Raw genomic sequence first — 17,430 nt, 5'->3', positions numbered from 1 at the left:
GCCGTGCAGCAAGAAAGGAGGTCGCCTGCCGGGGCGAGACCCGGCCGGCTGCAACAAGCAAAACAAGCAACGCCAATTAAAAAACAACCCCCAAGAAACTGCCAGCCACGAGGCTCACAGGCGCGCCCCCGCTCATCCGAAAATATGTCATTTATGCCAGCGCAGCTGTCTGACATCGCACATGGCTGGCGCGCAACGCAGCCTGCAATGCTATCCTCCCGGCAGACTTGGAGAAACCGATGAACGCCCCCGTAACCACCCACCAATTGGCTGCTGCGCAGCGCCCTGTTCCCGATGCTTTTTTGCAGGCCCTGAGCACGCGTTTTGGCGGCCAGTGTTCTACCTCGCTGGCTGTGCGCGAGCAGCATGGCCGTGATGAAGGCTCCATCATTGCGCCACCGCCGGCAGCCGTGGTGTTTGCCGAATCCACCCAAGACGTGCAAGACGCCGTCAAGCTGTGCGACGAGTACAGCGTGCCCGTGATCGCCTATGGCGCCGGCTCGTCGCTGGAAGGCCATTTGCTGGCCGTGCAAGGCGGTATCACCATTGATGTGAGCCGCATGAACCAGGTGCTGTCGGTCAACACCGAAGACCTGACGATCACGGTGCAGCCTGGCATCACGCGCAAGGCGCTGAACGAGGCGATCAAGGACACCGGCTTTTTCTTCCCGATCGACCCGGGCGCCGATGCCTCGATTGGCGGCATGACATCGACCCGCGCCAGCGGCACCAATGCCGTGCGCTACGGCACCATGCGCGAGAACGTGTTGGCGCTGGAAGTGGTGACTGCCAACGGCGAAGTGATCCGTACCGGCAACCGCGCCAAGAAAAGCGCCGCAGGCTACGACTTGACGCGCCTCTTGGTGGGCAGCGAAGGCACGCTGGGCATCTTCACCGAAATCACGCTGCGCATTTACCCGCTGCCCGAGGCAGTGAGCGCTGCGATCTGCTCCTTCCCCAGCATTGAAGCGGCTGTGCACACGGTGATCCAGACCATCCAGATGGGCATTCCGATCGCGCGTGTGGAGTTGGTCGACGTGAACTCGGTGCGCATGGTCAACGCCTACAGCAAGCTCGATCTGCGCGAAGAACCGATGCTGCTGATGGAGTTCCACGGCTCGCCCACCGGCGTGAAAGAGCAGGCCGAAATGGTGCAAGACCTTGCCAACGAGTTTGGCGGCCAATCGTTCGAATGGGCTGAGCGCCCCGAAGACCGCACGCGCCTTTTCACCGCCCGCCACAACGCCTACTTTGCCGCCGTGGCCAGCGTGCCCGGTTGCCGCTGCATCACCACCGACGCCTGCGTGCCCATCAGCCGCCTGGCCGATGCGCTGCTCGAATGCGTGACCGAAGCGGACGCCAGCGGCATTCCCTACTTCCTGGTGGGCCACGTGGGCGACGGCAACTTCCACTTTGGCTATCTGATCGATCCGGACAACGATGCCCAACGTGAGCAGGCCGAGCAACTGAACCACACGCTGGTGGCACGCGCCATTGCGCTGGGCGGCACCTGCACCGGCGAGCACGGCATCGGCATCCACAAGCAAGGCTTTTTGCTGGAAGAAGCCGGTGATGGCGCGGTGGCCATGATGCGCGCCATCAAGCAAGCGCTGGACCCGAAAAACATCCTCAACCCCGGCAAGATTTTTCAGCTGACCGCCTGATTGTTGAAGCCCCAAAAACCATGCCCGCGACAGCCATGCTGCGCGGGCATTTTTATGCGCTTTTCAGCCGTGGCTTCAGGCCGCTGCCGCCGCCATCTGCGCCTTGCGTGCCGCCACACCAGCGCCCACAAAACCAGCTGACACCACGCTCAACACCAGACCTGCTGCAGCGCCATAGAAAACGCCTGCGTTCAGGTGGTGGTCGAGCATGTAGCCAAACACCGGCGCAGCCAGACAAAAGCCCAGATCCAGCCCTGAATACACGGCACCGTACACACGCCCGGTAGCGCCAGGAGGCGCGGCACGCTTGACCAGCATGTCACGCGAAGGGCCAGCCAAACCGGTGCCTACGCCGGCCAGCGCCGCCACACCCAAAGCCGCATAGCCGGGCAGCCAACCCGTGCCCACCAGCGCCAGCAAAACGCCCGAGCCCAGCAGGCTGACGGAGATGACTTTTTCCAGCCGCTCTACCCGGCCCACCAAAAAGCCGCCCACCACCATGCCCGCGGCGCCAAACAACATGTAGCCGGTGACCACATAGGCCGTGATGCTGGCCGGCAGGCCATACAACTGCTGCAGCGCCGGGCTAGCAAAGGACTGGATGGCGCTCATGGCCACCGTGGTCCAGAAGAAGAACGAGAAGCACAGCCACACCGAAGGCAGCTTCAAGAAAGCCAGCGCATGTTCGTTGCTGGCCGGTGCTGCCGCAGCGGCTTTGGCAGCGCCGGGTTTGGCGGCGTTGACGCGGTCATCGAGCGCATCACGGTTGATCACCATGATGCTCAGAATGATGGCCGCCAGTGCCGCGCCACACAGGCAAGCCACACGCCAGGAGCCGGTGGCCGAGGTGATGCCGGCCATGAATACCGGCGCCGCCGCCCAGCCCAGATTGCCCGACAGACCGTGCACCGAGAAGCCGTGCCCCAGGCGCTGCGGCGACAAGCGCTTGTTCAAGATGGTGAAGTCCACCGGGTGGAAAGGTGCGTTGCCCAAGCCGGCAAAAACTGCGGCCAACATGAGCTGCGCGTAGCTGTGCGATGTGCCGGCAATCACGCCCGCCACGACAAAGCTGCTGAGCGCGGCAAACAAAATGGGGCGAGCGCCAAACTTGTCGACCACAAAACCGGCCAGCGCCTGGCCTACGCCCGAGACGATGAAGAACACCGACACCAGCACGCTCAGCTGCGAGTAGCTGAAGCCGAAATCCGCGATCAGCCACGGAAACAGCGGTGGCAGCAGCAGATGAAAAAAGTGCGAAGAACCATGGGCCAGCCCGATCAGGCCGATGGTGCGCGTGTCCTGGCGCAGGCTGCCAATCTGCGTGGGATCGGCGCCGTTGGTGTTATTGATTTTTGTCATGCCCGCATGGTAGCCAAAGGCCTTGCGTCTTGTATGCGATAAACAGCCAATTACTATCGCCAACAGGCCAAAACTCGCCGCGCCTGCGCTGCGGCCCCGATCCACCTCCCGCCCGAGCTGTGCCATGAGCTTGCCTGCCCCGCCATCCCGCTTGCCACACCGGCGCCGTTCTGACCGGTCTGCTGGTCCGCCACCACTGCCGGTGCGCGATTGGCAGTATGTCGATTCGCTGACGCCGCACCTGTTTGTGCCTACGGCCGAGCGCCCGGTGCGCGCCAAGCTGCGGGTCTTGCAGCGCGATACCCAGGTGCTGCCGCACCAGCACCATTGGGCGCAGTTGGCCGTATCTACCAACGGCACCGTGCATTTGCGTGTGCCCTACGCCACCTTTGTGGTGCCGCCGGGGCGCGCACTGTGGATTCCACCGCAGGTAGAACACGCGGTGACCATGGTGGAAACCGCCGAGCTGCGCACGCTCTACATCTACCAGGCTGCCGGCCAATGCGGGCCGCGCCTGCCCGCCGCCGATGAAGCGCCGCAAACCGAGCTGTGGCAGCGTTGCCGTGTGCTGGAGGTGTCGGAGCTGATGCTTGCCCTGGTGCGCGATCTCTCCACCGTGTCTGATGAAGCACAGCCCCCCACTGCTGCCCAGCTGGCACGCGAGCAGCATGTCAGCGCCTTGTTGCTGGACGAGTTGCAGCACGCCACGCAGCTGGATTTGCGCATCGGCATGCCGCGCGACAAGCGCCTGCACAGCCTGTGCCAAAGCGTGCTGCGCGACCCGCTGGCCCACGCCAGCCTGCAAGATTTTGCGCACGACAGCGGCGCCAGTCTGCGTACGGTGGCGCGCCTGTTTCGCCAGGAGCTGGGCTGCACGTATTTGCAATGGCGCCAGCAGGTCATTCTGGCCAAGGCGGTGCAGCTGGGCGCCAGCGGCTTGCCCATTGGCCAGATAGCTGCAGAATTGGGCTATACGCCCAGTGCTTTCAGCGCCATGGTGCAACGTGCCGTGGGTTTGTCGCCAGCGCGTTTTCTGGGCACGCACACACGCTGAATTTTGTTGACCTCCGTGGCCCGCGTTGGCTTGCCAAACGCCTGCCACACACCAATTCATCACCGACCATGAGCATCCACAGCTACGACCCACGCCAAGGCCACCGCCTGCCGCACGATCCCTTCAACGGCATCATCGGGCCGCGGCCCATCGGTTGGATTTCCAGCCTGTCGAGCGACGGCGTGCGCAACCTAGCGCCTTACAGCTTTTTCAACGCCTTCAACTACGTGCCGCCGATCATCGGTTTTGCCAGCATTGGCCGCAAAGACAGCCTGAACAACATTGAAGCGACAGGCGAATTTGTCTGGAACCTGGCGAGCGAACCGCTGGCGCAACAAATGAACCAAAGCTGCGCCGCTGTCGCGCCCGAGGTGGATGAATTTGACCTGGCGGGCCTCGCCACCGAACCCTCGGTAGCCGTGAAACCACCGCGTGTGCAAGCCAGCCTGGTGAGCATGGAATGCAAGCTCTCGCAAATTCTGCAATTGCAAGCGGCAGACGGCACACAGGTGCCCACTTGGCTGGTGCTGGGCGAGGTGGTGATGGTGCACATTGACGAGCGCTTGCTCAAAGACGGCATCTACCAGACCGCAGCGGGCCAACCGCTGTTGCGTGGCGGCGGCCCGGGCGACTATTTCAGCATCAGCGAAGCGCACAAGTTCGTGATGATGCGGCCGCGCTGAAGACGGCAGCTGCACGCTTGTTGGAGCGACGTTCAGGTAAGGTTCAAGCCGCCGTCGGACAGCAGCACTTCGCCCGTCAAATAGTCCGATGCCAACAGCATCGAAACGGCCTGCGCAATGTCTTGCGGGCTGGCGGCGCGGCGCATCGGCGAACGCTCACGCCACAGCTCTTGCGCTGCCGTCCAATCGGCTGTCAAAGGCGTGTCCACCAAACCGGGCGCCACCGCATTCACGCGAATGGCAGGCGCCAACGCGAGAGCTTGCAAACGCGTGACGTGGTTGAGCGCCGCTTTGGTGGCAGCGTACGGAATGGAAGCGCCTTTGGGCCGCACGCCTGCATGTGAGCTGACGTTGATGACGCAGGCCGGTTTACCGCTGGCAGCAGAAGCGCGCAAAGCCGATTCGGCAGCAGCCACCAAGCGGAACGGTGCCACCACATTCACCTCATACAGCTCGTGCCAGATCTCCGGCACCGCAGCAGCCATATCGGCATGCGCAATCACGCGGCTGATGCCGGCGTTGTTCACCAGCGCATCGAGGCGGCCCCAGGCAGCCACAGCCTCTTGCACCAGGCGCACACGCTCGGCCTCCACCGCCAGATCGGCTTGCACATAGACTGCCTGGCCCAGCTCAAGCGCCAAGGCCTGGCCCGTTTCTGCCGAGCTGCGCGAGTGCAGCACAACCCGGTAACCATCGCGTACCAGGCGGCGCGCAATGCCCTCGCCAATGCCTGAGGTAGAACCCGTGACCAGGGCGACAGGAGAAGTTGCAGACATGCTGAGCCCATGCGCCAGTAGTGAAACAGGCCGCCAGCCTAAAGCGCAATCCAGCCCGCTGTCCAGCACCAGGGTTGCTGTACGACCAACCGTGGTGACAGTGGCAGCGTGGCACTAAGGCGCTGATGGATCAGTCGATCTGCATGCGCGTGGCAGCAGCAAAACTGCCCAGACTCCAGCCCTTGCCGAGCAGGAACATGCGGGTGTTCAAATGGTCCAGCACCTCGGGCTCGACGGAGCTGCCGAGGTAGCGCATTTTCTTGTCGGTGATATCGACATAGCCCAGCCGGTAATCCGGTGCGAGCTTGTGCCACAAGGCGTGGGCGCCCGGCGATTGGCGCGCCCCGGTGACCAGGCACAGCCCGGCATCGAGCGCCCAGCGGTAGATGCACGAGGCCAAGCCACGGCGCTGGTAGGCCACGTCAAATTTCGAGTGGGGGCCGCGGATGATGCGGTCGGCGCGCTTGTCCAGCTCGATCAGGCGGCTGAACACGGTAAAGCCTGCAATGCGGTGCTCTTGCAGATCTTCGACGTAAACATAAAACTCGCCATCGGCCGCGCGGTAGCGGATGGCAAAACGCGGGTCCGACAGCGGGATCTCGGGAATCCCGTACAGGCGGTCGCCCGGGGTGTTGATGCGATCGTGGATGGAGGCGCATTCGCCTTCCAACTGTTTGGGTGGAATCGGGCTCACATCGATGCGCAACTCCACCGGTCGGTACAACCAGGATGCCCAAAAAGGCAGCATGGCGGTTTGCATGGCTTTCTCTCCTTGCCCGACCTGGCAGTGGTCGGTCAGCGTGAACAAAGCCCATAAGGTTAGCCCAGCACCTATATCGCACGCATAGGGTGCGATATGCCAATGGCTGCAAAACGCAGCAGAAAAGCCTCCAGCACGATTTTCTGCAATGGCTAATGCACCAGTGGCCTGGGCATGAAAAAACCCGCCGTAGCGGGTTTTGCAGCGAGCACTGAGCGCCGTGCTTATTCGGACAGCTGGCGCATCGTGGCCTGGTCCAGGCGGCCAGTGACCGGCAGGCCCTGGTCTTGCTGGAAAGTGCGCAGCGCGTTTTGCGTGCGAGGGCCGGCAGCGCCGTCGGGTGTGCCCACATCAAAGCCCAGCTCGTTGAGGCGCTGTTGGGCTTGCTTCATGCTCATGCGCACATTGCCCGATTTGGCACCGGGTGCCGAGGTCTGGCTGGGTGCAGCGGCGCCGTCCACGCTCAGGCGGCCACCACCGCCCAGGCCTTGGCCCTTGACCGACTGCGCCTTGTAGTTGCGCAGTGCTCGCACCATCTGGTTGTAGGCATCGACGAACGCAGCCGACACCACCTTGCCTTGCGAGGTGTTGGAGTAACCACCCATGCTGGCACCGGCCGAGCCACCGAAGAGCGAGCCAAAGCCGCCCCAGTCGGTGTTGCTGGCGTTACCGGTGGAAGAAGACACTTGCACGCCCGAGCGGTTGTCCACCAGGGTCAGCATGGCTGAGGCCTCGCGTGTCTTGCTGCTGGCCGCCACGTTACCGATGGCGCTGCCACCGCGGCCGCCCAGAATGCCGCCCAAGGCGGCACCAAAGCCACCGGCGTTGTCTTCGCTGAAGGTCACCTCAGGCGAGAGGCCGTAGTCCGAAGCCACGACCTGGCCCTTGCCGAAATTGCTGCCCTTGCGCATTTCGCCGTTGTCCATCATGGCGCGCTCGCGAGTCATGGCGTTCATGCCGGCGGCGCTGCGCTCTACCACCACAAAGCAGTTCGATTGCTGGATCAGCACGCGCAGCAGGTTGGCCGTGGGAGGCAGACGGTATTCGTTGCGCAAAATGGTGTACCAGCCCGCTTGCTGGTTCTCGACCAGCGAGACGGTGCCCACGGGAGAGTCACATTTTTCCAGCTGGCCATTCTCGCCCTGGCTGCTGCCGCCAGCTGCGCCCCCGGTTACGGTGTTGTTGGTGCCGCCGCCCAGCTTCATGCCAGTCGATTCGCAGCCTGCCAAAGCCAGAACGGCCAAAGCCGCCAGTGCCAGTTTTTTCATGTTTGCTCTCCCGCAAGTTTCAATGACTTTTCAACCTAGAAAGCCCAGGAGCACGGCCTGGGCTTCTTCCACAAAAATTTATGGGTTGGCTATCAACGATTGTAGAAACTTAAACATCTACCGCCATTGATATGGCTCCGATTCAGGGGTAAATCCGGATTATTTGTTGCAATAACAACAACTTTCCCCATCCCTGTGCTGGTTTGCATTATCCGCGTAATTTATCAATCAATCCATTGAGTGCATCCAACGAGCCAAACTGGATCACCAGCTCGCCCATTTCTTCGAGCTTGCCCGAGCGTTTGATGCGCTTTTTCACGCGCACTTCGACCTCGGCCATCAATAGGTCGGAGAGCTCTTCTTCCACCCGTTTGAGATCGCGCGATTTGGCGGGCTTGGGCTTGAGCGGTGTCTCGCCGGAGAACTCGGCGCTGACCTTTTTGACCAGGCTTTCGGCCTCGCGCACGCTCAGCTTGCGGGCATTGATCTGGTTGGCAGCGGTGATCTGTGCCGCGCGGTCCAAGGCCAGCAAAGCGCGGGCGTGGCCCATGTCCAGATCGCCGGCCATGAGCATGGTTTGCACCGGCTCGGCCAGGTTCAGCAAACGCAGCAGGTTGGAAGCGGCCGAGCGCGAACGGCCCACTGCTTGCGCGGCCTGCTCGTGCGTCATGTTGAACTCGCCCACCAGGCGCGCCAGGCCTTGCGCTTCTTCCAGCGGGTTGAGGTCTTCGCGCTGGATGTTTTCGATCAGCGCCATGGCGGCGGCGGCTTCGTCCGGCACTTCGCGCACCAGCACCGGCACCTCGGCCAGACCGGCAATGCGCGCAGCACGGAAGCGCCGTTCACCGGCAATGATTTCGTACTTGCCGGCGTGCTCACCCTGGCTCAGTTTGCGCACCAGGATGGGCTGCATGATGCCCTGCGCCTTGATGCTTTCGGCCAGCTCGTAGAGCGCGCCTTCGTCCATACGCGTGCGCGGCTGGTAAACGCCGGGCACCATGTCATCGAGCGCCAGCTGGTGCGGGTTGTTGCCAGCCGCTTCGGCAGCGGGAGCCACCGCCTCGACCTTGGGGCCGAGCAATGCTTCCAGGCCGCGTCCCAGGCCCTTGGGTTTTTTGGTTGCCATGGTTTATTTCACCTTTGTTGTATCGCCTGTCAGCTCGGCCAGCAGGCTTTGGCCCAGCGGCCAAAGCCCCAGACCCGATTCGGCATTGATATGACCGCAGTGGCCCTGGTCGACCCAGCGCGCACCCCAGCGGTCAGCCAATAATTGGGCGCGTTCTGCGCTGCAGAAAGGGTCGTTCTGGCTGCCCACCAGGATGGCGGGGAAGGGCAGCTTTTGCAGCATGATGGGCGACCAGCCCGGAATGTGTTCGGCCAGATCGGGCCGCTCCACATCACCCGGTGCCACCAGCAAAGCACCACGCACTTTTTGCGCAGCCAGCGGCGAGTGCGCAGCCCACCAGGCGGTCAAAATGCAGCCCAGGCTGTGGGCCACCAGCACCACGGGTTCGTGCGCGTCCACCACCACGTCCTGCAGGCGCGCCGTCCAATCGCCCCGCTTGGGGTGCAGCCAATCGTGCTGCTGCACGCGCTGGTAGCCAAAAGCGGTTTCCCACAGGGTCTGCCAATGGCCGGGGCCGCTGCTCTGCCAACCGGGCAGCACGAGAATTGACGAGGCTTGCATACTCTCTTTTTTATAGCTTGCAGCGCTTGCCAAGCAAACGCCCGCTGTCATTTATTTCAAAAATATCAACGCGCTTATTGTGCCTGATTGCCCGCTCTGCGCAATTTGCCCCAGTCACAGGCCCAGCACACAGGCACGGCACAACAAAAAAGCCTCCGCATGCGGAGCATCGGAGGCCTGGTGCAGAAGGCGGCCTGGCCGCGCTTTACTTCATCGATTTGATGCGTTTGACCATCTCTTTGGCAAACTCGACAAAGGCCTTGCTGCCCTTGGCCGAGGGGTCGAACACCACGCCGGGCAGGCCATAGCTGGGCGCCTCGGCCAGGCGCACATTGCGCGGGATGACGGTGTCGAACACCTTGTCGCCAAAGTGGTCCTTGAGCTGGTCGCTCACCTGCTGCTGCAAGGTAATGCGCGGGTCGAACATGACGCGCAGCAGACCGATGATTTCCAGATCCTTGTTCAGGTTGGCATGCACCTGCTTGATGGTGTTGACCAGGTCGGTCAGGCCTTCGAGCGCAAAGTATTCGCACTGCATCGGCACGATCACGCCGTGGGCCGAGCACAGGCCATTCAAGGTCAGCATCGACAGGCTGGGCGGGCAATCGATCAGCACAAAATCGAACTGATCGTTGGCCGCATCAAGAGCCGCCTTCAAGCGCTTTTCGCGCCGCTCCAGCTCCACCAGTTCCACCTCGGCGCCCGAGAGCTCGCGGTTGGCACCCAGCACCCAGTAGCCGCATTTGTCGGATTTGATGGCCGCCTCTGCGATCGTGGCCGACTCCAGCAACACGTCGTAGACCGAGGTTTCCAGCGCACGCTTGTCGATGCCTGAACCCATGGTGGCATTGCCCTGCGGATCCAGGTCCACCAGCAGCACGCGCTGCTTGACCTTGGCCAGGCCGGCCGCCAGATTGACGGCGGTGGTGGTTTTGCCCACGCCGCCTTTTTGGTTGGCGATACAGAAGATTTTTGCCATGAGAGCTCGCTATTCCACTTACTTGGTCAGGGCCAGCTTCAGGCCGAAACCGATCAAAAACATACCGGCCGTTTTCTCCAGCCATTTCACCAGCGCCGGGTTGGCACGCAGGCGCTCAGCCAAGGCCTTGGTGACCAACACCACACACGTGCAATACACCAGGGTGAGCAGTGCCACCGTAGCCGCCATCACCGCAAAAGTGGGCAGGCCGCGGTGCGTGGCGGGGTCGACAAACAGCGGGAAAAACGCCATGTAAAACACAATCGCCTTGGGGTTCATCAAGGTGATGAAAAAGCCTTGTTTGAAATAATGGCGCGGTTCAATATGGATAGCAGGCTTGTCGCCGGGCTTGGCCGTCAGCAATTTGTAGCCAATCCAGCCCAGGTAGACAGCGCCGATCCACTGCACAGCATGGAAGGCCGCCGGGTAAGCGGCCAGCACCGCTGCCACGCCAGCCACGGCCAACCACATCAGCACCTGGTCAGCGGCCATGCAGCCAAAGCAAGCAGCCATACCAGCCCGCACTCCGCCCTTGCCGGTGGAGGTGATCAGCGCCAGATTGCCCGGGCCGGGAATCATCAGAAAAAGGATCACGGCCACCACAAATGCGCCGTAGTCGGAAATGCCAAACATGCCCCACCCGCTGCGATCAAAGGTTTGAGTGTAAACGACGCCCCCGCTCGCAGGCCAGCCATTGCGCGCTGTTACGCGCCAAAACGTCAGCAAAAAGCCCCGAACTCGGGGCTGTTGTGGTGCTGGTGCAATGGCCTGGTGCTCGCAGCTACTGCGCGGGTGCGTGCTGCATCCAGACAATGCAGCGCTCAGCATCCAGGCCAGGCACTTGCAAGGCTTCGATGCGCAGCAGCTGTACGCTGGTGGGCAGTTGCGCCAGCTCGTCTTCCGGGTGCTTGGCTTTCATGGCCAGCCAGATGCCGTCGGGCTTCAAGGTCTGGGCCGACCAGGCGGTGAAATCCTGCAGGGCGGCAAAAGCCCGGCAGCTCACCACGTCGTATTGCTGGCTCAGTTGCTCTACCCGCGACTGAATGCCGCGCAGGTTGCGCAAGCGCAGGCTGGCCGCCACCTGCTGGATGAACGCCACCTTCTTGCCCACGGTGTCGACACAGCTCACATCGAGCTGCGGCACGCAAATGGCAAATACCACGGCCGGCAGACCACCGCCCGAACCAACATCGAGCAGCTTGGGCGCTGCCAGCGCCCGGCTGGCCAGATAGCTTTGCAACGGCGGCACGGCGGCCAGGCTGTCCAGCAAATGGTGGGTGAGCATCTCTTGCGGATCGCGCACCGAGGTCAGGTTGTAGACCTTGTTCCACTTTTGCAGCAGATCGAGAAAACCCATCAGCAGACTGATCTGGCTGTCGTCCAAACTCAGGCCCAGTTGCTGCACGCCAGCGCGCAGCTTACTCTCCAATGCAGCGCTCATGCCGTGGTCGCCTCTTGGGTGCTGGTGAATCCCTTGAAGCCGCCCTTCTTCAGGTGCACCATCAGCAAGGAGATGGCAGCCGGCGTGACCCCAGAAATGCGCGATGCCTGGCCCAGGGTTTCGGGGCGGTGCTTTTGCAGCTTTTGCCGCACTTCAATCGACAAGGCTGTTACCTGCATATAGTCCAGTTCGGCTGGCAGGCGCAACTGCTCGTAATGGGCAGCACGTTCTACCTCATCCTTTTGCCGGTCGATATAGCCCGAATACTTGGCACCGATCTCCACCTGCTCCAACACCGAGTCGCTCAACTCACCCAGTGTTTCACGTGAAACAGCGGGCGATTGGTAAGCACCTTCGTTCATGCTCATCAGCTTGTCGTAATCCACTCCGGGACGGCGCAGCAGATCGAACAGGTTGTACTCGCGCTCCATGGCCTTGCCCAGCACGCGCTCGGCTTCTTGCGCTGTAACGATGCGGGGGTTCACCCAGGTCGACTTGAGGCGCTCTGTTTCACGTGAAACAGCATCGCGCTTGCGGCTGAAAGCCTCCCAGCGCGCATCATCCACCAAGCCCATCTTGCGGCCCTCTTCCGTCAGGCGCATGTCGGCATTGTCTTCACGCAACTGCAGACGGAACTCGGCCCGGCTGGTGAACATGCGGTAAGGCTCGGTCACACCCTTGGTGATCAGATCATCAACCAGCACGCCCAGATAGGCTTCGTCTCGGCGCGGCAGCCAAGGGCCTTCGCCACGGCACTGCAGCGCCGCGTTCAAACCGGCGAACAGGCCTTGGGCCGCGGCTTCTTCGTAGCCGGTGGTGCCGTTGATCTGGCCAGCAAAGAACAGGCCCTGAATCTGCCTGGTCTCGAAACTGCTCTTGAGCGAGCGTGGGTCGAAGTAGTCGTATTCGATGGCGTAGCCGGGGCGCAGAATGTGGGCATTTTCCAAGCCCTTCATGCTGCGGACCAGTTCGTACTGAATGTCGAACGGCAGACTGGTCGAGATACCGTTGGGGTAGTACTCGTGGGTAGTCAGGCCTTCGGGTTCCAGAAAAATCTGGTGGCTTTCCTTGTCGGCAAAGCGGTTGATCTTATCCTCAACGCTCGGGCAGTAACGCGGGCCCACGCCTTCGATCTTGCCGGTGAACATGGGGCTGCGGTCAAAACCGCTGCGAATGATCTCGTGCGTGCGGGCGTTGGTATGCGTAATCCAGCACGGCATTTGCTGCGGGTGCATGGCCGCATTGCCCATGAAGCTGAACACTGGCACATCGCCCTCGTTCACGCCACCGGGCATGCCGTCGCCGGGTTGCTCGTCGCACTGGCTGAAGTCAATGCTGCGGCCATCAATACGCGGCGGTGTACCGGTTTTGAGGCGGCCCTGCGGCAGCTTCAGTTCCTTCAGGCGGGCAGACAGGCTGACAGCGGGCGGGTCGCCAGCACGGCCAGCAGCGTAATTGTTCAGGCCCACGTGGATCTTGCCGTCCAGGAAAGTACCGGCCGTCAGCACCACAGCACGGCTGCGGAAACGGATGCCGACCTGGGTGACGGCGCCAACCACACGGTCGCCTTCAACCATCAGGTCGTCCACCGCCTGCTGGAACAGCCAGAGGTTGGGCTGGTTCTCCAGCATCTCGCGGATCGCCGCCTTGTACAGAATGCGGTCAGCCTGGGCACGCGTGGCACGCACTGCCGGGCCCTTGGAGCTGTTGAGAATGCGGAACTGGATGCCGCCTTTGTCCGTGGCCAGGGCCATGGCGCCGCCAAGCGCGTCTACCTCTTTGACCAGGTGGCCTTTGCCAATGCCACCGATGCTGGGGTTGCAGCTCATCTGGCCCAGGGTCTCGATATTGTGGCTCAGCAGCAGCGTCTTGCTGCCCATGCGGGCAGCAGCCAACGCCGCCTCGGTGCCGGCATGGCCACCACCGACGACGATGACATCAAATTCTTGCGGATAGGTATAGGGGATCTGGCTCATACAGCCTCATTCCAGGGCTCGCGCAGCGCCAGGCGCTCCGCCGTGAATCAAGCCCTTCTGCAGCCCTTGGGCAGAAGCGGCGAATCTTGGTTTGGCCCAGTATTTTAGTGATTTGGGCCGGGCACGTTCCAGGGCATGGTATTGCTGCGTTGAATCCATAGCCGCAGCGATGGCCGCGCCTGCAAAGCCCATCGAAAAGGGCTAGCATGGCTGCTGGTTTTACCTGTCACAGGAGATCTGTTCATGAAGCTGTATTTCTCGCCCGGCGCCTGCTCGCTGTCGCCCCATATCGCCCTGGTCGAATCCGGCCTGCCCTTCAGCCTGGAGATGGCCAGCACCAAGACCCACCAACTCAAGGACGGCACCGATTTCTACAGCATCAACCCGCTGGGCTATGTGCCCGTGCTGGAGCTGGACAACGGCCAACGCCTGCGCGAAGGCCCTGCCATCGTGCAATACATTGCCGACCAGGCTCCTGCCTCCAAGCTGGCCCCCGCCAACGGTACATTCGAGCGCTATCAGTTGCAAGAGTGGCTGACCTTCATCGGCACCGAGATCCACAAGAACTTCTCGCCGCTGTTCAACCCCAACATGCCTGATGCCGCCAAAGACCTGGCCCGCGCCCAAATCGTCAAGCGCCTGACCTGGGTAGATTCGCAACTGGCCGGCAAGGACTACCTGATGGGCAGCCAGTTCACCGTGGCCGATGGCTACCTGTTCACCGTCTGCGGCTGGAGCAAGTTTGTCGGCGTCGACATCTCCGGCCTGCACGCACTGGCCCAATTCCTGGAACGCGTGGGCGCCCGCCCTGCCGTGCAAAAAGCCATCGCTGCCGAAAAGCAGTAAACACCCAGCGATCAGCGCACTGACTGCCAAGCCTGTTTCACGTGAAACAGGCTTTTGTTTTTATGCCTCTTGGGGCACGAAGCTCAGCCCAGCATCTTGGGGAAGATTGTTATTCCCACACGCTTGACCTTCACACCGTGTTAACTTTCAAGATAGCGTCACCAACCATAGAAAGGAAACACCATGCAAAACACATTCAACGTCCAAGGCATGACCTGCGGCCACTGCGAGCGCGCCGTCACCAACGCCGTGCAAGCAGTTGACGCCCAGGCCAAGGTGCAGATCGATCGCGCCCAAGGCAAGGTCGTCGTCGAGTCCAGCCAGCCTGCGGAAAAGATCGCCGCAGCCATTGCCGCCGAAGGCTACCAGGTGCAATAAACATGGGCCGCGCCAGCACCGCTAGCCCCACGCCCAGCGCACGCAAGGCGAAGGGCGCCACACCGGTTGTCTGGCCGGTGTCCATCAGCAAGGCCGCGCAACTGGCAGGTATATCTGCCCGCATGGCGCGGCACTACGAATCGCTGCAGCTGCTGCCCCATGTGGGGCGCACGGACAGCGGCTACCGCCTCTACTCCGAATCCGACGTGCACACGCTGCGCTTTATCCGCCGCAGCCGCGACCTGGGTTTTTCCATGGAAGAGATCCAGACCCTGGTCAATCTGTGGAACGACAAGCAGCGCGCCAGCGCCTCGGTCAAGGAGATTGCGCAAAAACACATCGAAGCGCTGAGCGAACGCATTGCCGCCATGCAGGCCATGCAACGCTCTTTGCAAGCCCTGGTGCACAGTTGCCACGGCGACCACCGGCCCGATTGCCCGATTCTGGACAATCTGGCGGAACCCGCCGAGGGTGACGGGAGCGCCTGCTGCCACTAACGCTGAGCGCTCATAAAAAAAGAGCATCCTTACCGATGCTCTTTGCTTTTTCAGGCCTGAAATGCCTGCTTAAAACGGTGCCGTGGCCGGGTCCTCGTCCACCGGCGCCTGGCGCGGGCCGGTATGGGCGCCACCGCTGGCGGCGCGGCGGGCAAAGTCGCCTTCTGACGCGTTTTTGGCAGGGGTAGCAGCACTACCCTGCCCCATGGCCTTTGCGGCTGCCACAGCGCCGCCTGAAGCGCTGGCTGGTGCATGGCCAGCGCCTTGGCCGCGGTCGGGCAGCTGGCCCAATTCGGTTCGGCCTTCGCCGCCCAGTGCCTCGATCAGCTCAGGGATCAGCTGGCTGAACTCGCCGGTGGCAATGGCCACATCGGCATCAAAGCCGGCGTCGTCCTGGCTCTGGCCTTCCATCACCACATCCAGCAAAGCCACTTTCTTGAGCTGCAGGCCTTCGGTCAGCACAAAGCTCACGCGGTCGTCCCAGGTCATGGCCAACTTGGTGGGCAGCTTGCCCTGGTCGATGTGCTCGCGGATTTCGTCGATATCGAGCGGGTGGCGTGCGTAACGCACCACGGCCTTGGATTCGTCAGCGCTTTTGAGTTCGCATTCGCGGTCGATGCTGAAACCGGCTGGCGCCTCGTGGCTGTGCAACCAGCCCGCCATGGCCGCTTGCGGGCTGGTTTGGGTGTCGATCAAAGCCACGGCAAAACCTGGCGAGGCCTCTACCAGCATGGTCACCACCTCATCGGCACGGCCTTGGCTGCTGGTGTCGAGCACCAGCAAGCGCGCCTGCGGGTCGATCCACACCCACAGCCCGCCCTGCTTGGTAAACGCCATGGGCAGCAGATCGAGCTTGCACTCGTCCTTGAGCTCCTGCTTTTCCTTCTTGCCGGGCTTGCGCCCTTCCTTGGCTTCGATCTGCGCGAGCTTGTCATTGAGCTTGCGGTTGAGCACGCTGGCGGGCAGCATCTTGCTCTCGCTCATTAGGCGCAACATCCACTGGCCGCCCACCGATTCGACCATGGCGCCGTTGTCTTCGCCGCGCGGCGGCACCCAGCCTACCGATTTCTCCTGCGTAGCGCCGCACTCCTCAAACTGCTGCTTGGCCAGCGCCTCGTCGAGCTGGGCCCAATCGGCTTGCCAGGCTTCGGAGATGCGGTAGACGATCATGTTCTTGAACATGCAATTCCTTTGTTCTGTGGGGCAGGAGAGCGCATGGCCCGGCCCTGGAAAAACACCAGGCGGCCGTTGCCAGCCGCCCTCTTCTGTCACCCATTGTGCCGCGAATCCGGTGCACTGCGGCCGGTGTGGCGAAGCCCGTGCAGCCCTGACAGCAACAAGAAAATTGGCAATTCTTTACACAGCCATACCAAGCACGCACAGCGCTCTTACATCGCGGCCAGACACTGATATCCATCGCAGTGCTTCCACTGCTTTTGCCCACTTTTGAGAAAGGACACACCATGTCTCTCCTGCAACGCAGCGCCATCGTGACCGCCATGCTCGCCGCCCTCGCGGTACCCGCCTTTGCCCAAACTACCAGCGCCGATGCTCCTGCGGCATCGGCCCCGGCCGCTGGCAAGCGCCATGGTCCCAGCCCAGAGCAGCGCCAGGCGCATTGGGAAAAGCGTCTGCAAACGCTCAAAACCGCGCTCCAACTGAACGCCAGCCAGGAAGCTGCCTGGGCCACGTACACCACGGCGATCCAACCCCAGCGCCCTGCCCCCGGCGAGCGCCCAGACCGCCAGGCTTTTGCCAACATGACCACGCCTGAGCGCATCGACGCCATGCAAGCCCTGCACAACAAGCGCCATGCCGAGATGCAAGCGCGCATGGAGCAACGCAACCAGGCCACCAAAACCTTCTACGCAGCGCTGAACGCCGAGCAGCAAAAAACCTTTGATGCCCAAACGCTGAAGATGCATAGCGGCCCGCGCGGTCACCACCCTGACGGCAAGCGTCAAGGCCCAAAACCAGAATAGTCTGTTGCACAAACCATGCAGGTGCGGCAACAAGCCCTGCCCACCAGCCTCAGCCCTCCTTGCGAGGGCTTTTTCATGGC

General features: G+C 62.1%; 18 protein-coding genes. 7 read left to right on the top strand and 11 right to left on the bottom strand.

The genetic code is table 11. The features are described from left to right. Positions 1 to 239 precede the first annotated feature (239 nt). On the top strand, positions 240 to 1,664 hold the full coding sequence (locus ACFIQF_RS05660) for an FAD-binding oxidoreductase (RefSeq protein WP_393940949.1): 1,425 nt from the start codon (positions 240 to 242) through the stop codon (positions 1,662 to 1,664). Positions 1,665 to 1,739: 75 nt separating this feature from the next. Here the strand turns inward: ACFIQF_RS05660 and ACFIQF_RS05655 are convergent, their stop codons facing one another. Beyond that, complete coding sequence (locus ACFIQF_RS05655; protein ID WP_393940948.1) at positions 1,740 to 3,023, bottom strand: MFS transporter; 1,284 nt, start codon at positions 3,021 to 3,023, stop codon at positions 1,740 to 1,742. Between the two features lie 124 nt (positions 3,024 to 3,147). Here ACFIQF_RS05655 and ACFIQF_RS05650 point away from each other — a divergent pair, with 124 nt between their 5' ends. Together ACFIQF_RS05650 and ACFIQF_RS05645 are read left to right on the top strand one after the other, a co-directional pair. After that, on the top strand, positions 3,148 to 4,077 hold the full coding sequence (locus tag ACFIQF_RS05650; protein ID WP_393940946.1) for an AraC family transcriptional regulator: 930 nt from the start codon (positions 3,148 to 3,150) through the stop codon (positions 4,075 to 4,077). A 68-nt stretch (positions 4,078 to 4,145) separates the two neighbouring features. Beyond that, positions 4,146 to 4,760, top strand: coding sequence for a flavin reductase family protein (locus ACFIQF_RS05645; RefSeq protein ID WP_393940944.1), 615 nt, complete (start codon positions 4,146 to 4,148; stop codon positions 4,758 to 4,760). Between the two features lie 32 nt (positions 4,761 to 4,792). Here ACFIQF_RS05645 and ACFIQF_RS05640 read toward each other — a convergent pair whose 3' ends face one another. From ACFIQF_RS05640 to mnmG, 9 genes are all read right to left on the bottom strand, one after another. Next, the gene (locus ACFIQF_RS05640) at positions 4,793 to 5,536 is read right to left on the bottom strand and encodes an SDR family NAD(P)-dependent oxidoreductase (protein WP_393940942.1); all 744 of its coding nucleotides are present in this window, start codon (positions 5,534 to 5,536) and stop codon (positions 4,793 to 4,795) included. A 130-nt stretch (positions 5,537 to 5,666) separates the two neighbouring features. Further along, positions 5,667 to 6,296, bottom strand: a complete 630-nt coding sequence (locus ACFIQF_RS05635; protein WP_393940941.1) for an N-acetyltransferase — start codon at positions 6,294 to 6,296, stop codon at positions 5,667 to 5,669. Positions 6,297 to 6,520: 224 nt separating this feature from the next. After that, positions 6,521 to 7,564, bottom strand: a complete 1,044-nt coding sequence (locus ACFIQF_RS05630; protein WP_393940940.1) for a peptidoglycan-binding protein — start codon at positions 7,562 to 7,564, stop codon at positions 6,521 to 6,523. Positions 7,565 to 7,772: 208 nt separating this feature from the next. Beyond that, positions 7,773 to 8,690 carry a ParB/RepB/Spo0J family partition protein gene (locus ACFIQF_RS05625; RefSeq protein ID WP_393940938.1) on the bottom strand — a complete coding sequence of 306 codons (918 nt, stop codon included), beginning with the start codon at positions 8,688 to 8,690 and terminating at the stop codon, positions 7,773 to 7,775. Positions 8,691 to 8,693: 3 nt separating this feature from the next. After that, on the bottom strand, positions 8,694 to 9,251 hold the full coding sequence (locus tag ACFIQF_RS05620; RefSeq protein WP_393940936.1) for an RBBP9/YdeN family alpha/beta hydrolase: 558 nt from the start codon (positions 9,249 to 9,251) through the stop codon (positions 8,694 to 8,696). A 205-nt stretch (positions 9,252 to 9,456) separates the two neighbouring features. Beyond that, positions 9,457 to 10,230, bottom strand: a complete 774-nt coding sequence (locus tag ACFIQF_RS05615) for a ParA family protein (RefSeq protein ID WP_393940934.1) — start codon at positions 10,228 to 10,230, stop codon at positions 9,457 to 9,459. Positions 10,231 to 10,248: 18 nt separating this feature from the next. Beyond that, positions 10,249 to 10,863, bottom strand: a complete 615-nt coding sequence (locus ACFIQF_RS05610; RefSeq protein ID WP_393940933.1) for a LysE family translocator — start codon at positions 10,861 to 10,863, stop codon at positions 10,249 to 10,251. Between the two features lie 148 nt (positions 10,864 to 11,011). Beyond that, positions 11,012 to 11,671, bottom strand: a complete 660-nt coding sequence (gene rsmG, locus ACFIQF_RS05605; protein WP_393940931.1) for a 16S rRNA (guanine(527)-N(7))-methyltransferase RsmG — start codon at positions 11,669 to 11,671, stop codon at positions 11,012 to 11,014. Continuing rightward, positions 11,668 to 13,647 (bottom strand): tRNA uridine-5-carboxymethylaminomethyl(34) synthesis enzyme MnmG, encoded by a 1,980-nt coding sequence (gene mnmG, locus ACFIQF_RS05600; protein WP_393940929.1) that lies wholly within the window; start codon positions 13,645 to 13,647, stop codon positions 11,668 to 11,670. The genes rsmG and mnmG overlap by 4 nt, the downstream gene beginning before the upstream one ends. Positions 13,648 to 13,890: 243 nt before the next feature. On the opposite strand from mnmG, the gene gstA reads away from it, so the two are divergent. The 3 genes from gstA to cueR all read left to right on the top strand — a co-directional run bounded on the left by gstA (position 13,891) and on the right by cueR (position 15,368). After that, positions 13,891 to 14,493, top strand: a complete 603-nt coding sequence (gene gstA, locus ACFIQF_RS05595; protein WP_393940928.1) for a glutathione transferase GstA — start codon at positions 13,891 to 13,893, stop codon at positions 14,491 to 14,493. A 183-nt stretch (positions 14,494 to 14,676) separates the two neighbouring features. Next, positions 14,677 to 14,871: a heavy-metal-associated domain-containing protein gene (locus ACFIQF_RS05590; RefSeq protein WP_393940926.1), complete on the top strand. Its 195-nt coding sequence runs from the start codon at positions 14,677 to 14,679 to the stop codon at positions 14,869 to 14,871. 2 nt (positions 14,872 to 14,873) lie between these two features. After that, positions 14,874 to 15,368 carry a Cu(I)-responsive transcriptional regulator gene (gene cueR, locus ACFIQF_RS05585; RefSeq protein ID WP_393940925.1) on the top strand — a complete coding sequence of 165 codons (495 nt, stop codon included), beginning with the start codon at positions 14,874 to 14,876 and terminating at the stop codon, positions 15,366 to 15,368. Between the two features lie 69 nt (positions 15,369 to 15,437). Here cueR and ACFIQF_RS05580 read toward each other — a convergent pair whose 3' ends face one another. Further along, positions 15,438 to 16,550, bottom strand: coding sequence for a recombination-associated protein RdgC (locus ACFIQF_RS05580; protein ID WP_393940923.1), 1,113 nt, complete (start codon positions 16,548 to 16,550; stop codon positions 15,438 to 15,440). Between the two features lie 281 nt (positions 16,551 to 16,831). Between ACFIQF_RS05580 and ACFIQF_RS05575 the strand changes: the two genes are divergently transcribed. Next, positions 16,832 to 17,350: a Spy/CpxP family protein refolding chaperone gene (locus ACFIQF_RS05575; RefSeq protein ID WP_393940921.1), complete on the top strand. Its 519-nt coding sequence runs from the start codon at positions 16,832 to 16,834 to the stop codon at positions 17,348 to 17,350. Positions 17,351 to 17,430 lie beyond the last annotated feature (80 nt).

Source organism: Comamonas trifloxystrobinivorans, assembly GCF_043359985.1.
Taxonomy (GTDB): Bacteria; Pseudomonadota; Gammaproteobacteria; order Burkholderiales; family Burkholderiaceae_C; genus Comamonas; species Comamonas trifloxystrobinivorans.
This window is presented reverse-complemented; position numbering and strand designations above follow the sequence as displayed.